This window comes from Micromonospora sp. DT15 (assembly GCF_049841475.1).
In the GTDB taxonomy this organism is placed as follows: domain Bacteria; phylum Actinomycetota; class Actinomycetes; order Mycobacteriales; family Micromonosporaceae; genus Micromonospora.
Map to the genome: position 1 here is coordinate 167,087 of NZ_JBNCKJ010000006.1, position 17,267 is coordinate 184,353.

Annotated in this window: 14 protein-coding genes; 12 read left to right on the forward strand and 2 right to left on the reverse strand. The window is 71.2% G+C overall.

All coding sequences use genetic code 11. The annotated features are described in order from the left end of the window. Window positions 1-188 precede the first annotated feature (188 nt). The gene (gene abc-f / locus ACLQ3F_RS15410) at window positions 189-1,826 is read left to right on the forward strand and encodes a ribosomal protection-like ABC-F family protein (protein WP_425849498.1); all 1,638 of its coding nucleotides are present in this window, start codon (window positions 189-191) and stop codon (window positions 1,824-1,826) included. Window positions 1,827-1,869: 43 nt separating this feature from the next. On the opposite strand, the gene dnaE is transcribed toward abc-f, so the two are convergent. Then, a complete protein-coding gene (gene dnaE / locus ACLQ3F_RS15415) occupies window positions 1,870-5,400 on the reverse strand; it encodes a DNA polymerase III subunit alpha (protein WP_357206790.1) in 3,531 nt (1,176 codons plus the stop codon). A 144-nt stretch (window positions 5,401-5,544) separates the two neighbouring features. On the opposite strand from dnaE, the gene ACLQ3F_RS15420 reads away from it, so the two are divergent. From ACLQ3F_RS15420 to ACLQ3F_RS15430, 3 genes are all read left to right on the forward strand, one after another. Further along, on the forward strand, window positions 5,545-6,165 hold the full coding sequence (locus ACLQ3F_RS15420; RefSeq protein ID WP_355007286.1) for an L-threonylcarbamoyladenylate synthase: 621 nt from the start codon (window positions 5,545-5,547) through the stop codon (window positions 6,163-6,165). A gap of 87 nt (window positions 6,166-6,252) precedes the next feature. Further along, on the forward strand, window positions 6,253-6,798 hold the full coding sequence (locus ACLQ3F_RS15425) for an RNA polymerase sigma factor (RefSeq protein WP_425849500.1): 546 nt from the start codon (window positions 6,253-6,255) through the stop codon (window positions 6,796-6,798). 37 nt (window positions 6,799-6,835) lie between these two features. Beyond that, entirely contained in the window at window positions 6,836-7,384 is a 549-nt protein-coding gene (locus ACLQ3F_RS15430) for a hypothetical protein (protein WP_425849501.1), read from the forward strand. Between the two features lie 32 nt (window positions 7,385-7,416). Here ACLQ3F_RS15430 and ACLQ3F_RS15435 read toward each other — a convergent pair whose 3' ends face one another. Then, on the reverse strand, window positions 7,417-8,877 hold the full coding sequence (locus ACLQ3F_RS15435; protein ID WP_425849504.1) for a serine/threonine-protein kinase: 1,461 nt from the start codon (window positions 8,875-8,877) through the stop codon (window positions 7,417-7,419). Between the two features lie 120 nt (window positions 8,878-8,997). Here ACLQ3F_RS15435 and ACLQ3F_RS15440 point away from each other — a divergent pair, with 120 nt between their 5' ends. From ACLQ3F_RS15440 to ACLQ3F_RS15475, 8 genes are all read left to right on the forward strand, one after another. Continuing rightward, window positions 8,998-9,600, forward strand: coding sequence for a hypothetical protein (locus tag ACLQ3F_RS15440; protein WP_425849507.1), 603 nt, complete (start codon window positions 8,998-9,000; stop codon window positions 9,598-9,600). 131 nt (window positions 9,601-9,731) lie between these two features. Next, window positions 9,732-10,073 (forward strand): PadR family transcriptional regulator, encoded by a 342-nt coding sequence (locus ACLQ3F_RS15445; RefSeq protein ID WP_124862757.1) that lies wholly within the window; start codon window positions 9,732-9,734, stop codon window positions 10,071-10,073. After that, window positions 10,070-11,020, forward strand: a complete 951-nt coding sequence (locus ACLQ3F_RS15450; protein ID WP_425849509.1) for an HAAS signaling domain-containing protein — start codon at window positions 10,070-10,072, stop codon at window positions 11,018-11,020. Before ACLQ3F_RS15445 ends, ACLQ3F_RS15450 begins: the two co-directional genes overlap by 4 nt. A gap of 122 nt (window positions 11,021-11,142) precedes the next feature. Continuing rightward, the gene (locus ACLQ3F_RS15455; protein WP_425849512.1) at window positions 11,143-12,480 is read left to right on the forward strand and encodes a sensor histidine kinase; all 1,338 of its coding nucleotides are present in this window, start codon (window positions 11,143-11,145) and stop codon (window positions 12,478-12,480) included. Then, window positions 12,477-13,193, forward strand: a complete 717-nt coding sequence (locus ACLQ3F_RS15460; protein WP_425849514.1) for a response regulator — start codon at window positions 12,477-12,479, stop codon at window positions 13,191-13,193. The genes ACLQ3F_RS15455 and ACLQ3F_RS15460 overlap by 4 nt, the downstream gene beginning before the upstream one ends. Before the next feature lie 80 nt (window positions 13,194-13,273). Next, window positions 13,274-14,167 carry an ABC transporter ATP-binding protein gene (locus ACLQ3F_RS15465; RefSeq protein ID WP_425849516.1) on the forward strand — a complete coding sequence of 298 codons (894 nt, stop codon included), beginning with the start codon at window positions 13,274-13,276 and terminating at the stop codon, window positions 14,165-14,167. Continuing rightward, window positions 14,164-15,225 (forward strand): ABC transporter permease, encoded by a 1,062-nt coding sequence (locus ACLQ3F_RS15470; protein ID WP_355007276.1) that lies wholly within the window; start codon window positions 14,164-14,166, stop codon window positions 15,223-15,225. The genes ACLQ3F_RS15465 and ACLQ3F_RS15470 overlap by 4 nt, the downstream gene beginning before the upstream one ends. Window positions 15,226-15,403: 178 nt before the next feature. Then, a complete protein-coding gene (locus ACLQ3F_RS15475) occupies window positions 15,404-17,197 on the forward strand; it encodes a carbohydrate binding domain-containing protein (protein ID WP_425849519.1) in 1,794 nt (597 codons plus the stop codon). Window positions 17,198-17,267: the final 70 nt, after the last annotated feature.

Consider the following 17,267-nt stretch of genomic DNA (forward strand, 5'->3'; position numbering starts at 1 on the left):
GCTAGTGACACGACCAGGGAGACCAGACATGGCGGGTGACGACGACATCTCCGGGTGAGACCGGATGTGTTCGGCCATCGGTTCGGCGCGCGTTCGGCGCAGCCGCCGGGGCCATGTCGTCGTTCCACCGGTTCCCGTTGTCGTCGGGCGGCTGAGGCGCGCTCACCCCACCCTTTGAGGTCACTCGCATGTCTGATGCGTTCATTGTCTGTTCGAACCTTTCCTTCTCCTGGCCGGATGACACCCCGGTCTTCTCGGAGCTGTCCTTCACCGTCCCGGGCGGTCGCACCGGCCTGGTCGCGCCCAACGGCGCTGGAAAGAGCACCCTGCTGCGGCTGATCGCCGGGGAGTTGCCGCCCAGCGGCGGCAGCGTCACCGTCGACGGTGTGCTCGGCTACCTCCCGCAGACGTTGCCGCTGGTCGGCGATCTGAGCGTGGCGCAGGTGCTGGGCGTCGCCGAGCGGATCGCGGCGTTGCACGCCATTGAGGCCGGCGACGCCGCCGAGGCGCACTTCGCCACCATCGGCGACGACTGGGACATCGAGGAGCGCACCCGCTCGGAGCTGGACCGCCTCGGCCTGGGTGAGCTGTCGCTCGACCGCCGGCTGCACACCCTCAGCGGCGGCCAGGTGGTCTCCCTCGGTCTGGCGGCGCAACTGCTGCGCCGCCCGGACGTGCTGCTGCTCGACGAGCCGACGAACAACCTGGACCTGGAGGCCCGGCACAAGCTCTACGACGTCCTCACCGAGTGGTCCGGGTGCCTGCTGCTGGTCAGCCACGACCGGGAACTGTTGGACCGGATGGACCGCATCGCCGAACTGGACCAGGGTGAGATCCGTTGGTACGGGGGCAACTTCACCGCGTACACGGAGGCGGTGCAGGCGGCGCGGGAGGTGGCCGAGAGCAACCTGCGCAACGCCGAGCAGGAGGTGAAGCGGGAGAAGCGGGAGATGCAGCAGGCCCGCGAACGGGCCGACCGGCGGGCCAGCAACGCCTCGAAGAACCTGAAGAACGCCGGCCTGGCCCGGATCGTCGCCGGTGGGCTCAAGCGCAGCGCGCAGGAGTCGGCGGGCAAGGCGCAGGAAACGCACTCGTCCCGGCTCGGTCAGGCCAAGGCCCGACTCGACGAGGCGGGCCGGGCGGTACGCGACGAGGACCGGATCGTCGTGGACCTGCCGGACACCACAGTCCCGGGCGGGCGCACCGTCTTCTCCGGCCAGGGGATGCGGGCCCACTTCGACGACCGGGAGTTGTTCGGCGGCGACGGCGCCGACCTGGTGATCCGGGGGCCGGAACGGATCGCGCTGACCGGGGCGAACGGCGTCGGCAAGTCGACCCTGCTGCGCCTGGTCAACGGTGACCTGCAACCGTCCGGCGGTGAGCTGAAGCGCGGCGAGGGACGGATCGCGTACCTGTCGCAGCGGCTGGACCTGCTGGACCTCGACCGCACGGTGGCGGATAACTTCGCCGCGTACGCGCCGAGCCTGCCGGACGCCAAGCGGATGAACCTGCTCGCCCGGTTCCTGTTCCGGGGGGCCCGGGTCAACCTGCCGGTCGGGGTGCTCTCCGGTGGTGAACGACTGCGCGCCACCCTCGCCTGTGTGCTCTGCGCCGAGCCGGCGCCGCAACTGCTGCTGCTCGACGAGCCGACAAACAACCTGGACCTGGTCAGCGTGGGTCAGCTGGAGAGCGCGCTGTCGGCGTACCAGGGGGCGTTCGTGGTGGTCAGCCACGACGAACGGTTCCTCGCCGAGATCGGCGTGCAGCGTTGGTTGCGGTTGGCCGACGGCCAACTGCGGGAGATCAGCGCCCCCGAGCGGGTCTGAGCCCGGCGGTCCGGCCGGCGCAGGCCGGCCGGACCGATGCGGCTCAGCTCACGTTGGCCGGGCCGAGGACGCTCTTCAGGTCACCCATCAGCGCGGTCGTCGCCGCCACCCGGAACGGACCCAGCCGCAGGGTGGTGGTGCGCCCGCCGTTCTGGAGTTTGACGTGCACCTCGGTGTCGCCGGGGTGCAGCACCAGGGTTTCCTTGAGTTTCTCCACCAGCGGTGGTGTGCAGCGGTGCACCGGGATGGTGAGGGTGACCGGCTTGTTCGTGGCGCTGGTGCTGACGTCCGGCATGGACATGTCCATCGCCATGATCCGTGGGGTGTCGTCGCGGCGGTCCACCCGACCCTTGACCACCACGATGGCGTCCTCGGCGATGTACTGCCCGATCACCTCGTAGGTGTTGGGGAAGAACAGCGCCTCCACCCCACCGGCCAGGTCCTCCAGGGTGGCCGATGCCCAGGCACGGCCCTGCTTGGTGACCCGGCGCTGCACCCCGGAGAGGATGCCGGCGAGGGTGACGACCGCACCGTCGGGCACCCCGCCCTCCTCGGCCAGGGAGGCGATGGTGGTGTCGGCCGCCGCGTTGAGGATGTGCTCCAGACCGAACAGCGGGTGGTCGGAGACGTACAGGCCGAGCATCTCCCGCTCGAAGGCCAGCTTGTCGCGCTTGTCCCACTCGCTGTCGCCGATGGTCGGCATCACAGTGGTGCTGCCGGTGTCGGCGTCACCGAACCCGGCGCCGAACAGGTCGTACTGGCCGACGGCCTCCTTGCGCTTGACGTCGGCGTACGCGTCGATCGCGTCGGCGTGCACAGCGAGCAGGCCCTTGCGGGGATGGTCGAGGGAGTCGAACGCACCCGCCTTGATCAGCGATTCGATCGTCTTCTTGTTGCAGACCACCGCGTCCACCTTGGACAGGAAGTCGTAGAAGTCGGCGTACTCGCCCTTCTCCTCCCGGCAGCGCATGATCGAGGCGACCACGTTCGCCCCGACGTTGCGGACGGCGGCCAGGCCGAAGCGAATGTCCTTGCCGACCGGGGTGAACGGCCCGGCCGAGGTGTTCACGTCCGGCGGCAGCACCTGGATGCGCATCCGACGACACTCGGCCAGGTAGAGCGCCATCTTGTCCTTGTCGTCGCCGACGCTGGTCAGCAACCCGGCCATGTACTCGGCCGGGTAGTGCGCCTTGAGGTACGCGGTCCAGTAGGAGACCAGGCCGTACGCGGCGGAGTGCGCCTTGTTGAAGGCGTACCCGGCGAACGGCACCAGGACGTCCCACACCGCCTGGATCGCCTCGTCGGAGTAGCCGCGCTCGCGGCAGCCGTCCCGGAACGGGATGAACTCCTTGTCGAGGATCTCCTTCTTCTTCTTACCCATGGCCCGGCGCAGCAGGTCCGCCTGACCGAGGGTGTAGCCGGCGAGGATCTGCGCGGCGCGCTGCACCTGCTCCTGGTAGACGATCAGGCCGTGGGTGGGCGCCAGGATCTCCCGCAGCGGCTCCTCCAGCTCCGGGTGGATCGGCGTGATCTCCTGGAGGCCGTTCTTGCGCAGCGCGTAGTTGGTGTGCGAGTCGACGCCCATCGGGCCGGGTCGGTACAGGGCCAGGACGGCGGAGATGTCCTCGAAGTTGTCCGGCTTCATCAACCGCAGCAGTGACCGCATCGGCCCGCCGTCGAGCTGGAACACGCCCAGGGTGTCACCCCGGGCCAGCAGCTCGTACGCGGCCTTGTCGTCCAGCGGCAGGCCCAGCAGGTCGAGCTTGCGGCCGTGGTTCAGCTCGATGTTCTTGACCGCGTCATCGATGATCGTCAGGTTGCGCAGGCCGAGGAAGTCCATCTTCAGCAGCCCGAGCGACTCGCAGGTCGGGTAGTCGAACTGCGTGATGATCGCCCCGTCGGCGTCGCGGCGCGTCAACGGGATGTGCTCGATGATCGGCTCGGCGGACATGATGACGCCGGCGGCGTGCACACCGGTCTGCCGGATCAGCCCCTCGATGCCCTTGGCCGTGTCGATCACCTTGCGGACGTCCGGGTCGGAGTCGTACAGGCCGCGGATCTCGCCCGCCTCGGCGTAGCGGGGGTGCTTGTTGTCGAAGATGCCGGTGAGCGGGATGTCCTTGCCCATCACCGCCGGTGGCATCGCCTTGGTGATCCGGTCGCCGACCGCGTACGGGAAACCGAGGACCCGAGCCGAGTCCTTGATCGCGGCCTTCGCCTTGATCGTGCCGAAGGTGGCGATCTGGGCGACCTTGTCCTCGCCCCACTTGTCGGTGACGTACTTGATGACCTCACCGCGCCGACGCTCGTCGAAGTCGATGTCGACATCCGGCATCGAGACCCGCTCGGGGTTGAGGAACCGCTCGAAGATCAGGCCGTGCTGGATCGGGTCCAGGTCGGTGATGCCCAGCGCGTACGCGACGAGCGACCCGGCGGCCGAGCCACGGCCCGGCCCCACGGCGATGCCCTGGTTCTTCGCCCACTGGATGAAGTCGGCGACCACCAGGAAGTAGGACGGAAAGCCCATCTGGTTGATGACGCCCAGCTCGTACTCCGCCTGGACGACGTGCCCCTCGGGGATGCCGTTCGGGTAGCGGCGACCCAGGCCGGCGAAGGTCTCCTTGCGGAACCAGGACTCCTCGGTCTCCCCCTCGGGCACCGGGAAGCGCGGCATCAGGTTGTGGAACTCGAACATGCCCTTCGGGTCGACCTTCTCGGCGACCAGCAGGGTGTTGCGGCAGCCCTCCTGCCACAGCTCGGACGAGTCCACAGCGCGCATCTGGTCGGCGCTCTTGATGAAGTAGCCGCCACCCTCGAACCGGAACCGGTTGGGGTCGTCGATGTTGCTGCCGGTCTGCACGCAGAGCAGCACGTCGTGGGCGGTGGCCTGCGCCTCGTGGGTGTAGTGGGAGTCGTTCGTGACCACCGGCGGGATGTCCAGCTTGCGGGCGATCTCGGTGAGCCCCTCGCGGACCCGGCTCTCGATGGAGAGGCCGTGATCCATGATCTCCAGGAAGTAGTTGTCCTTGCCGAAGATGTCCTGGTAGCTGGCGGCGACCTTGAGTGCCTCGTCGAACTGGCCCAGCCGCAGCCGGGTCTGCACCGCGCCGGACGGGCAGCCGGTGGTGGCCATGATCCCCTCGGCGTGCTCGGCGATCAGCTCCATGTCCATCCGGGGCCACTTGACGTAGTGCCCCTCCATGGAGGCGCGCGAGTTGAGGGTGAAGAGGTTCTTCAGGCCCTTCGCGTCCTTCGCCCACATGGTCTTGTGGGTGATCGCGCCGTTACCCGAGATGTCGTCGCTCTTCTGCTCCGGGCGACCCCACTTGACCCGCGCCTTGTGATAGCGCGACTCCGGCGCCACGTACGCCTCGACGCCCAGGATCGGGGTCACCCCGGCGGCCATCGCCTGGTTGTAGAAGTCGTTCGCGCCGTGCATGTTGCCGTGGTCGGTGATCGCCACGGCGGACATGCCCAGCCGCTTGGCCTCGGCGAACAGGTCCTTCAGTCGGGCCGCTCCGTCGAGCATCGAGTACTCGGTGTGCACGTGCAGATGCGCGAACGAATCAGCCATGCGTGGCGCCCCCCGGCGGTGTGGATCTTGTTGGTCGGAGCCGACCGGGACCTACCCTACCGAGGTGATCTCGGCGGCTCCACCGTCCGCGCCGAGGGTGGCCCTCGTCTCCTGATCCTCCCCGCGTGCGCCTAGTCTCGGAGGATGGCGAGGTACTACGACGTGCACCCGGAGAACCCACAGCCCCGGGTCATCGGCCAGGTCGCCGACCTGATCCGCGGTGGTGGGCTGGTCGCCTATCCGACGGACTCCTGCTACGCGCTCGGCACCCAACTGGGCAACCAGGACGGGCTGGACCGGATCCGGCAGATCCGACACCTCGACGACCGGCACCACTTCACGCTGGTCTGCCACGACTTCGCGCAGCTCGGTCAGTTCGTCCAGATCAGCAACGCGGTCTTCCGCCTGGTGAAGGCGTCCACCCCGGGCAGCTACACCTTCATCCTGCCGGCCACCCGTGAGGTGCCCCGCCGGATGCTGCACCCGAAGAAGCGGACCGTCGGCGTGCGGGTCCCCCGGCACACAGTCACCCAGGCGCTGCTGGCCGAGCTGGCCGAACCGCTGGTGTCCAGCACCCTGGTCCTGCCCGGCGACGACGAGCCGATGACCCAGGGCTGGGAGATCAAGGAACGGCTCGACCACCAGCTCGACGCGGTGCTCGACGCGGGCGACTGCGGCAGCGAGCCGACGAGCGTGATCGACCTGTCCGGGCCCGAGCCGGAGGTCCTGCGCCGGGGAGCCGGGGACGTGTCCCGCTTCGAATAGCGGTCGGGTGCCGGACCGTACGGGGGCGCTGCGGCACCGCCGGCCGTACGCTCGGGGATCGGCACCGGCGAGCATTGGACACCCGGCATGCCCGACGCGGACGACATCGACGCCCTGGCCCGCTCAGCCGCGCACGGCGACCCGGCCGCCCTGGACGCCCTGCTGCTCGCGGTACGCCCCGAGGCGCTGCGGCTGTGCGCCCGGTTCCTGCCCAACCGGGAGGACGCCGAAGAAGCCTGCCAGGACACCCTCCTGGCCCTGGCCAACGGCATCACCCGGTTCGAGGGACGCTCCTCGTTCCGTACCTGGCTGCACCGGCTCGCCGCCAACCGGGCTCGCTCGACGTACCGCACACTGCGCCGCCGCTGTCGGTTGGAGGCCGGCGGCCTACCGCTGCCCGACCGTCCCGACCCCCGACGGACGAGCGTGGTCGCCGGCACCCGCCTCGACCTGCTCGACGCCTTCGACGCCGTCCGCCCCGACCTCGCCGAGGTGGTGGCCCTGCGCGACGTTCTCGGGCTGAGCTATCCCGAGATCGCCGAACTGCTCGACGTGCCGGTGGGCACTGTGAAGTCCCGGTTGCACCTGGCCCGCCACCAGGTCCGGCAGCGGCTCGGCGCCGACGCGGGCTGAGTCAGCGAGACGGCTGTGGCATTGGAAGGGAGGTCGGGTGGTTGCGCTCCGCCGGGCCGTCGGCCGCGCCGTCACCGCGTTCGCGGCCACCGTGGCGGTCGCCGCCTGCGGCAGCGACGCGGTCTCGCCGCTGCCCGTACAGCCGCCGTCGCCGTCGCCGTCGGTGGTGGCGTCGCCGCCCACGCCATCGGTGACGCCCGGCACCAGCCGGTCGCCCTCGCGGGCGCCGTCGACCATCGGGCCGCCCCTACCGGTGCCGCCCCCGCCGGTGAGAACCCGGGGTACGCCCCAGCGGCCGACCCCGCCACCGACGACGCCGACCAGCAGTTGTCAGGGCGCGGTCCGCTACGACCTACCGCTGGCAGAGACCGAGCTGGAGCTACTGCGTTCGCTCTGTTTCGCCACCGGCGCGGTGCTGCGGATCCAGGGCATCGGGCCCGGTCTGGTCACCGTCGACCGGCCGGATCTAGTCTCGCAGCACTACGAGGCCGGGGTGGTGGACATCCGGTTCGTCCGACCCGGCACCGTCGCCGTCACGATCCCCAAGGATGACCGCTCGCACACCATCACCGTGGTGGTCCGCTAGCCGCCGTGCTCCGTGGCGAAGGGCGGCGGCCGTCATCGCACCCGCACTCCGCCGAGCAGGGTGTCCACGAAGTCGGTGGTGGTGTCCGACGGTGGCGTGATCTGTACGTACACCAGGGCGGGCCGGCCATGATGCAGGGCGGCCGACTCGATGATCCGCCGCCGACCCTGGTCGCAGCGGTACGCCACCACCGTCCACTCGATACCTGCCTGCCGGGTGGTGCGAGCCGGGGCGGGCGTGCAGTCGCCGTGCGTGCGCTCGGCCAGGAACCCGGCCGGCGTGGCGCGTGCCGCCGTGCTGGCGGAGAGGCCCACGAACGCGCCAGGCAGGCGAGGGTCGGCGGCCCAGCGGCGGGGTTGCGGCGACATCACCAGCGCCGGTTCGGGTTCGCCGTCGGCACCGTACTGACCGGCCCAGGTGGCGCCCGCGGCGGACCAGCCGGCCGGCAGCGCCACGGTCAGCGGTCCGGTCGTGTACGTGCCGCCGACCTGCCGAGCCGATCCGGTGTCGCCTGGTTCGGCGCCCACCGCGGCCACGGCGGCGACGGCCACGACCGCTGCCGCGGCCCGCCGGATCCGGTACGGGCGGCTCGGCCGAGGTGACGGCTCTCGCCGCGCCGAACCGGACGATGCGGCCGACCCCGCTGGACCGCTCGCGACGGTCGACGCGAGCGGCCGTCCCACCGGGGTGCTCGCGCGGGCCAACGCGGCGTGCATGGTCGAGGCGTCGGGGTAGCGGTCGGCCGGGTGGTGGGCGGTGGCCCGGGCGAGCACCGCCGCGACCGCCGGAGGCAGGTCCTCCCGTAGTCGGATCTCCGGGGCGCGGCCAGCCGATTCGGGTCCGGACGGGTTCGCGTTCGACGGGCCGGCGGCGAGCAGTCGGACGCCGAGCCGCCCGAGCCCGTACACGTCGGCGCGGGTGTCGACCACCCCGCCCGGATCGTCCTGCTCGGGGGCCATGTAACCCGGGGTACCGGCGCGGGCGGTCAGGCCCGAGGCGGCGGCGAGCGCCTTGGCGAGACCGAGGTCGGCGATCAGCACCTGTTCCGTGCCGCCGGGGCCGGCGGAGCGGAACAGGATGTTGCCCGGGGTGAGATCGCGGTGCACGACGCCGTGCCGGTGCAGCACGGAGACGCCGGCGCAGACCTCGCCGAGCAGGCGCAGCGCCGCTGGCGCGGGGATCTCGCCGGCAGCCAGCCGGTCCCGCAGGCTACCTCCGTCCGCCCAGGCCAGGACCGCGTACGGGCGGCCGTCGGGCAGCTCACCGACGGCGTGCACCCGGATCAGCCGCTCGTGCTCCAACCGCCGCAGCAACCGGGCCTCGTCGAGGAAGCGCTCCCGCACCCGCAGGTCATGGCTCCAGTTCTCGGCCAGCACCTTGATCGCCACGTGCGCGTCGAGCGCCCGGTCGTAGCCCAACCACACCGTCGCGAACGAACCGACGCCGAGCAGTCGCTCGATGGCGTAGGGCCCGATCCGCAGTGGAGCCGTCACCGTGTCACCTCCGGCCGGCGTCTCTCTGCACGGTAGACCGGGCCGAGCCGGAAGGTGACGAACCGTTGGCCCCGGCGCGGTGACTAACAGGGCAGGAGTCCCATCACCGAAGGAGCCACCATGAACCGTCCCGCGATCCTCCTCACCACCGCCGCGTTGGCGCTCGGCACGCTCGTTGCGGCGACCGTCGCCGGCCCGGCGGCGGCAGCGGCGCCCCTGGCCGGCGACGCCGCGTCCGCCTCGGCCCGTGGTCCGCTCGCCGTCGCCGTCGGGCACAGCCACCCGCAGGTGCTCAGCGTCGGCGGCGTCGGCGTGTACCGCATCGGCGCCAGCCTGGCCGCGCTCACCGCGAACGGGCACGTCGACTGGACCGCGCCGGGCTGCGGCTCTGTGGTGCACGCCGGCGCGACCGGTTCCTGGGCGGGCGTGATCCTGCTGGCCTTCCGTGACGGGCGGCTGGTGGAGGTCGGTACGGCCACCGCGCCGCCGCGGTCCCCCGCCGGCGCGACTGTCGGCATGTCCTTCGACGAGTTGGAGGCGATCTACGGCCGGCGGGGGTCGCTGATCCGCAACGACGCGGGGGACGCCGAGGCGTACCTGGTCCGGGTGGGGTCGCGGGTGGAGCTGTTCACCGGGCACCCGATCCGGCCGGGCGTGGGCTACTTCCAGGTCGGGCCGGCCAGCTTCGTCGAGCGGAACTTCCGGCAGGGCGTTTCCTGCTGACTTTTCCCAGGTACGGGGCGTCCGGTGTCGACCGGGCGCCCCGTCCGTCGTATCGGCCCGAGACGGAGGCTGGGCGGACACGATGATATCGGCGTAGACAACACTGTGTGCCACACAGTATGGTGTGACACATGGTTAGCGAGGACGTTCTACGGACGCACCTACAGGAGTTGCGTCGAGGCACCGTCGTGGTGGCCAGCCTGGTCGCGCTGCGCCGACCGGACTACGGCTACGCACTGCTGCAACGGCTCAGCGACCACGGCTTCCCGGTCGACGCCAACACCCTCTACCCGCTGCTGCGCCGCCTGGAGGACCAGGGGCTGCTGACCAGCGAGTGGAACACCGAAGAGAGCCGACCGCGCAAGTTCTACCGGACCAGCGACGAGGGCGAGTCGATGCTGAACCGGCTCCTCGACGACCTCGCCGCCGTGCAGACCTCCATCACCGGGCTGATCCAAGGAGTGGAACGATGAACACCCTGACCGACCGCTACCTCGCCGCCACCCTGCGATCGGTGCCCGCCCAGCGCCGCGACGAGATCGCCAACGAGCTGCGGGCCTCCATCGACGACATGATCGAGGGCCGGACCGATGGCGGGCAGGACGCCACCACCGCCGAGCGGGAGGTGCTCACCGAGCTGGGCAACCCCGACGTGCTGGCCGCCCGGTACGCCGACCGCCGGTTGCAGCTCATCGGCCCGACCTACTACCTGCTCTGGCTGCGGCTGCTGAAGCTGCTGCTCAGCTTCATCCCGGCGCTCGTCGGCACGATCGTCACGGTGGTCGAGGCGGCGGAAGGAAAGGGTTTCGGCGCCATCGGGCCCGGCATCGTCACGGCAATACAGGTGGCGGTGCAGATCGCCTTCTGGCTCACAGTGACCTTCGCCATCATCGAGCGCACCCAGACGGCCGTGGACCTACCGGAGTGGACCGTCGACCAGTTGCCCGACGCGCCGGTACGACGAGGCATCCCCCTCGCCGACACCATCGCATCCGTGATCATGTTGGTGCTGACCATCGCGTACCTGCCGCTTCAGCACTACCACTCCTGGGTGAGCGACACCGACGGCGAGAACATCGCGATCCTCGACCCGGCTCTGTGGTCGTTCTGGCTGCCGGCGCTCATCGGCGTGCTGGCACTCAGTGTGGTCTTCGAGGTCGTGAAGTACCGGATCGACCGCTGGACCTGGGCCCTGTTCGGCACGAAGGTGCTGCTCGACCTGGCGTTCGCGGTGCCGCTGGCCTGGCTCGCGCTCTCCGACCGACTGCTCAACCCGGCCCTGGCCGAGCGCCTGAGCTGGGTGGCGGACGCCGAGAACCGGGACGGCCTCGGCCTGGCCATCGCTGTGGGCGCGGCCGGGGTCGTGGTCTGGGACCTGATCGACACCGCCCGGAAGACCCGCCAGCAGACGACCACGTGATTCACACCAGAGACGGCGGCCCGGCGCGTACCCCGCGCCGGGCCGTCGCCCGTCGACGCGACCGGACCGGCACGAGCCCGCCCGGTCGACGGGCCTGGTGGACGGCGTGGCATCGTTCCCGGATGAGCGTGGCACCGAGAGAGGAATGGCGTCGTCCGGGTCCGACGGCGGAGCAGCGCCGAAACGACCTCTGGATCGGCCTGGGGATGACCGGGCTGGCGTTGGTCAGTCTGACCCTGGCCCGCAGCACCGGCGCGTTCCTCCTGGGCCCCCCGCCGTCCGGGCCGGAGCAGCTGTTCTGGACCGTCGCGGTGACCCTCCCGCTGATCTGGCGACGACGCTGGCCGACCGCGACCCTGCTGGTCGTCGCGGTGGCGTTCATCGCCGCCCAGGCCCGCTCGGCCCCGGAGACCCAGTTCTCCTCGTGGGCCCTGTTCTGCGCCCTCTACACCGTCGGCGCGTGGGGGCAGGACCGCCAACTGTCCCGCCGGCTGCGGATCGGCGTGATCGCCACGATGTTCGCCTGGCTCGGTGTCTACTACGCGGTGATGATCGACCACATCCCGGCGGATGCCTTCGCCGACGCGGTCGGACCGGTGCCACCGGTGCTCGCCGCGATGGTCACCGGCGTGCTGCTCAACGTACTGGTCTTCGGTTTCGGGTATTTCTTCGGCGAGACCGCCTGGGTGGCCGCGCGCCGCGAGCACGAGCTGCGCGCCCAGGCCGAGGACCTGCGCCGGTCACAGGCCGAGGCCCGGGAGCGGGCGGTGCTCGGCGAACGGGTCCGGATCGCCCGCGAGCTGCACGACGTGGTCGCCCACCACGTGTCGGTGATGGGCGTGCAGGCATCCGCCTGCCGCCGGGTGTTCGACCGCGACCCGGGCAAGGCCCGCACCGCGCTGACCGCCATCGAGCAGAGCGCCCGCACCGCCGTCGACGAGCTGCGTCGGATGCTCGGCGTGCTGCGGACCTCCGCCGGCACGGACGCCGCGACGCCGCCGGCCGGCGGCGTCGAACGGATCGACGAGCTGGTCGAGCGGGCTCGGGCCGCCGGGCTGACGGCCACCCTCGGGGTGTACGGCGACCCGGTCGCGTTGCCCGAATCGGTCTCCCAGACGGCTTACCGGGTGACGCAGGAGGCGGTGACCAACACGTTGAAGCACGCCGAGGCGGCCCTGCTCGACGTGCGGGTCCGGTACCTGGCCCGGGAGGTGGAGGTCGACGTGACCGACGACGGCCGGGGCGGCGGGCGGACCGACACCGACGGATTGGGCCTGATCGGCATGCGCGAACGGGTCACCGCCCACGACGGCGACCTGGAGGCCGGGCCACGGGCCGGCGGCGGCTGGCGGGTACGCGCCCGCTTCCCCCTGGCGGCGTCGCCGGACCGACCGGTGGGCCCACAGCGGGAGCCGAGCGACAGGCAGCAGGCGGCAGCCGGCGCGGAGCCGTCGGCATGAGCGCGGCAGCCCAGCAGGCGCGTGACGCCGGGCCGACGGTGCGGGTGCTGCTCGCCGACGACCAGCACCTCGTCCGTACCGGCTTCCGGGTCATCCTGGAGGTGGAGGACGACATCGAGGTGGTCGGTGAGGCCGCCGACGGCGAACGGGCCGTCACCATGACCCGAGCCACCCGCCCCGACGTCGTACTCATGGATGTGGAGATGCCCGGGATGGACGGCCTGGAGGCCACCCGGCAGATCGTCGCCGACGGCCCCGGGGCGCCGGCGGTGCTGATCCTCACCACCTTCGACCGCGACGACTACCTGTTCGCGGCGCTGCGGGCCGGGGCTAGCGGCTTCCTGCTCAAGAACGGCACGCCGGAGGAGCTGATCGAGGCGATCCGGGTGCTGGCCAGGGGCGACGGTCTGCTCGCTCCGGAGATCACCCGCCGGGTGATCTCCACCTTCGCCCGACCCGGCGACCCGGCGGGCACCGCCCACCGGGGCCCGGACGCCGAGGCCGCGCTGGCCGGCCTGACCCCGCGCGAACGGGAGGTGCTGATGCTGCTCGCCGCCGGGTCGAGCAACGCGGAGATCGCCGCGGCCATCCACCTGGGCGAGGCGACTGTGAAGACGCACGTGAGTCGGGTGCTGGCCAAGCTCGGCCTGCGCGACCGGGTGCAGGCAGTGGTGTTCGCGTACGAGAACGGGGTGGTCCGCCCGGGCGGGTGACGGCGTCCGCCGCGAGGTGGACCCGCCCGCTCACCCGCCGGGCGGACGGCACGGCGGCGTGATCGATCTAGCGTGTGTGCGTGACCAGAACGCTTCGCCTCGACGGCGTCGACCGCAGCTTCGGCGACCGTCAGGTGCTCAGGAACGTGTCCTTCGAGGTGTCCGCCGGCCGGATGACCGGTTTCGTGGGCGCCAACGGCGCCGGCAAGACCACCACCATGCGGATCATCCTGGGTGTGCTCGCCCCCGACGCGGGCGAGGTGAGCTGGGGCGGCACCACGCTGACCCCGCAGGACCGCCGGCGCTTCGGCTACATGCCGGAGGAGCGGGGCCTCTACCCGAAGATGACCACTCGCGAGCAGGTGACCTACCTGGGCCGGCTGCACGGGCTGGACGCCGCCGCGGCACGACGGTCCACCGACGCGCTGCTGGACCGGGTCGGGCTCGGCGAGCGCGGCGACGACCTGCTGGAGACGCTGTCGCTCGGCAACCAGCAGCGGGCCCAGATCGCCGCCGCGCTGGTCCACGACCCCGAGGTGCTGGTGCTCGACGAGCCGTTCTCCGGCCTCGACCCGCTGGCCGTGGAGACCGTCGTGGCCGTGCTGCGGGAACGGGCTTCGGCCGGCGCGCCGGTGCTCTTCTCCAGTCACCAGCTCGACGTGGTGGAGCGCCTCTGCGACGACCTGGTGATCATCGGGGACGGGGTGATCCGGGCCGCCGGCAGCCGGCAGCAGCTGCGTGACTCGTACACGGTGCCCCGCTTCGAGCTGGTCGTGGAACACGACGCCGGCTGGGTACGCGACCACCCCGCTGTGACAGTGGTCGAGTTGGACGGCGCGCGGGTGGTCTTCGACCTGCCGGCCGGTACCGACGAACAGCCCGTGCTGCGGGCCGCCCTCGCGCGCGGCCCGGTCCGCGCCTTCCGCCCGGTCAGCCCCTCGCTCACCGAGATCTTCCGAGAGGTCACCCAGTGAACGTCACCCAGGCCACCCGGTTGGTCGCCGAACGCGAGATCCGGGTCAAGCTGCGCGACCGCACCTTCCTGTTCGGCACGCTGTTCTTCCTGTTGATCGCCGCGGCCGGCACCATCCTGCCGCCGCTGTTCTCCGGTGGGCCGTCCACAGTGGCGGTGACCGAGAGCCTGGCCGCGCCGCTGCGCGCCGCCGGGCTGGAAGTCCGGGTCGTCTCCGATGACCGGGCCGCGGAGCAGGCCGTCCGCGACGACGACGTGGACGCTGCGGTGGTCACCGGACCGGCCGTCCTGGCCATGGACGAAGCCCCCGACGACGTGGTGAGGGCCCTGAGCACCCAACCGACCGTCCGCCTGCTCGACCCGGACGCTGTCGATCCGGTGGTGGCGTTCCTGGTGCCGTTCGTCTTCGCGTTCGTCTTCTTCATCACCTCGCAGACGTTCGGTGTGCAGATCGCGCAGAGCGTCATCGAGGAGAAGCAGACCCGGATCGTGGAGATCCTGGTCGCCGCCGTGCCGGTCCGGGCCCTGCTCGCCGGAAAGGTGGTGGCCGGGGCGATCCTGGCGTTCGCGCAGATCGCCCTGATCGCGCTGGTGGCGGTGCTCGGGCTGCAGATCGGCGACAGCGGAGGCCTGCTCAGCCTGCTCGCCCCGGCGATCGGCTGGTTCGTACCGTTCTTCCTGATCGGTTTCGTGCTGCTCGCCGCCATGTGGGCCGCGGCCGGCGCGCTGGCCAACCGGCAGGAGGACATCGCCGCCGTCTCGACGCCGGTGCAGCTCGCCGTCATGCTGCCGTTCTTCGCGGTGATCTTCCTGAACGACAACGCCACAGCGATGCGCGTGCTGTCCTACCTGCCGTTCTCGTCGCCCACGGCCATGCCGCTGCGGCTCTTCACCGGCGACGCGGCCGGCTGGGAGCCGATCGTCTCACTGCTCCTCCTGGTGCTCGCCGCCGGTGCGTTCCTCCTCGCCGGGGCCCGGGTGTACGAGGGGTCACTCCTGCGCACCAACGGCCGGACCTCGCTGCGCACCGCCTGGCGGGAGCGGGAGACGATCGGCTGAGCAAGCGGTCCGCCCCGCCCGGGCGTCGGTGTCCTCATCGGATGCCGGCGCCCGCTGCCGTACGGCACCGTGCCGAGCGCTGTTCGGTGGCCGTGAACAGCGCGAACACTCCTACGTTGAGCCGATCCTCACGGCAACGACCTGGTCGTCGCCGGTTTCCGGACCGGAAAGGCTCCCGATGTCCCCACCGATCACCGCACGACACCTCCGTCGTCTGCTCAGCGTCGTGCTCGCTGTCGCGCTCGCCAGCACCCTCACCGCCCTCGTCCGCCCCGCGCCGGCCGCCGCCGCTCCGGGCGACCTCATCCTCAACGGCACGTTCGACACCGGCAGCACTCAGCCCTGGTGGACCCGGCTCGCCTCGACCAGCACCACTGTCAACGCCGGGCAACTGCGCGTCCGCACCAGCGCCACAGTGGGCAAGCCCGTCTGGGAGGACCTGGTCGGTCACTTCGAGTTCGGGGTGACGGCCGCGCAGGCGTACCGGTTGCAGTTCGACGCCTCGGCCGACGTCAGCCGCTCCCTGCGCGTCTCGGTCTCGCGGGCGGACACGCCCTTCACCTCCGCCGTCGACCAGAACGTCACGCTGACCTCCTCGATGAGCCGCTTCACCTTCGACTTCGTGTCCCCGTTCGGCGACCCGAAGGCGGTGCTGCTGTTCCACTTCGGCGGCCAGACCGCCTCGACGGTCCGGTTGGACAACATCTCGCTCACCCCGCTGGCCGTGAACCCGGCCACCGACCCGATCCTGTACTGGAACGGTGTCCTGCTGGCCACCTACAAGGCGCTGGACCTGCCACCCACCTCCTCGTCGCGCGAGGCCGCCATCCTGCACGCGGCGATGCACGACGCCGCCGTCTCAGTCACCGGGGTCGGCAACCCCTACCGGGTACGAGTGCCGGTCAGCTACCCCGGCACCATGGACAACGTCGTCGCGCCGTCAGTGCACGCCGCCATCGACCGGGCCGCGTACGACGTGCTGACCGCCCTGTACGGCGGTCAGGGCCAGTCCTACTCCGCGGCCCTCGCCGCCGCTGTCGCGCTCCGACCGTCCGGGGTGAACGCCGCCGAGGTAGCCCGTGGTGACACCGTCGGTGCGGTGGCGGCCGCCGCCAACCTCCAGGCCCGCGCCAACGACGGGTTCGACAACTCCACCGCCTACCCGGTGCAGGAGAACGTGCCCGGCGCGTGGCGGCCGACAAACGGCAAGGCGGCGGTCAGCCCGAACTGGGGACTGGTGACCCCGTTCGCGCTCACCTCGGGCCGGCAGTTCCGGCCAGGCCTACCGGCCGGTGCCACCGGGTACGCCGACCTGCTCGGCAAGCAGGAGTACCGCACCCAGGTGCAGGAGATCCGCGACTACGGCGGTCGGACGTCGTCGCTGCGGACACCCGAGCAGACGCAGATCGCGTTCTTCTGGGCCAACGACCTGGGAGGCACCTACAAGCCACCGGGTCAACTCTTCTCGCACACCCGGATCGTGTCGGAGCAGCGTCAGCTCGGCATCCTCGCCAACGCCCGGCTCTTCGGGCTGGTGGCCCTCGCCCTCGCGGACGCCGCCATCGCCGCCTGGGACGCCAAGTACCAGACGCCCATCGACCTGTGGCGGCCGGTGACGGCGATCGAGGCGATGGAGGGCCCCGGTTGGCAACCGCTGTCGAAGACCCGCGAGGGGGTGCCGTACACCCCGGCGTTCCCTGCCTACATCTCCGGGCACGCCACCTTCGCGGGGGCCTGGTCGGCGGTGATGAAGAGGTTCTTCGGCACCGATGCGATCGCCTTCGACGCCACGACGGACGACCCGCACGCCGTGGGCGTGGTGCGGCACATGACCGGCTTCGACCACGCCGCCGAGGAGAACGCGCTGAGCCGGATCTACCTCGGCGTGCACTATCGCTTCGACGCGGACGCCGGCCTCGCCACCGGCCGCTCGGTGGGCGCGTACGTCTTCGCCAACCGCCTGCGACAGTGAACCGTCGGTCGGGATGACGGACGCTCCCCGTCCGGTTCGTGGACCGGACGGGGAGCGTCACGCGTGACAG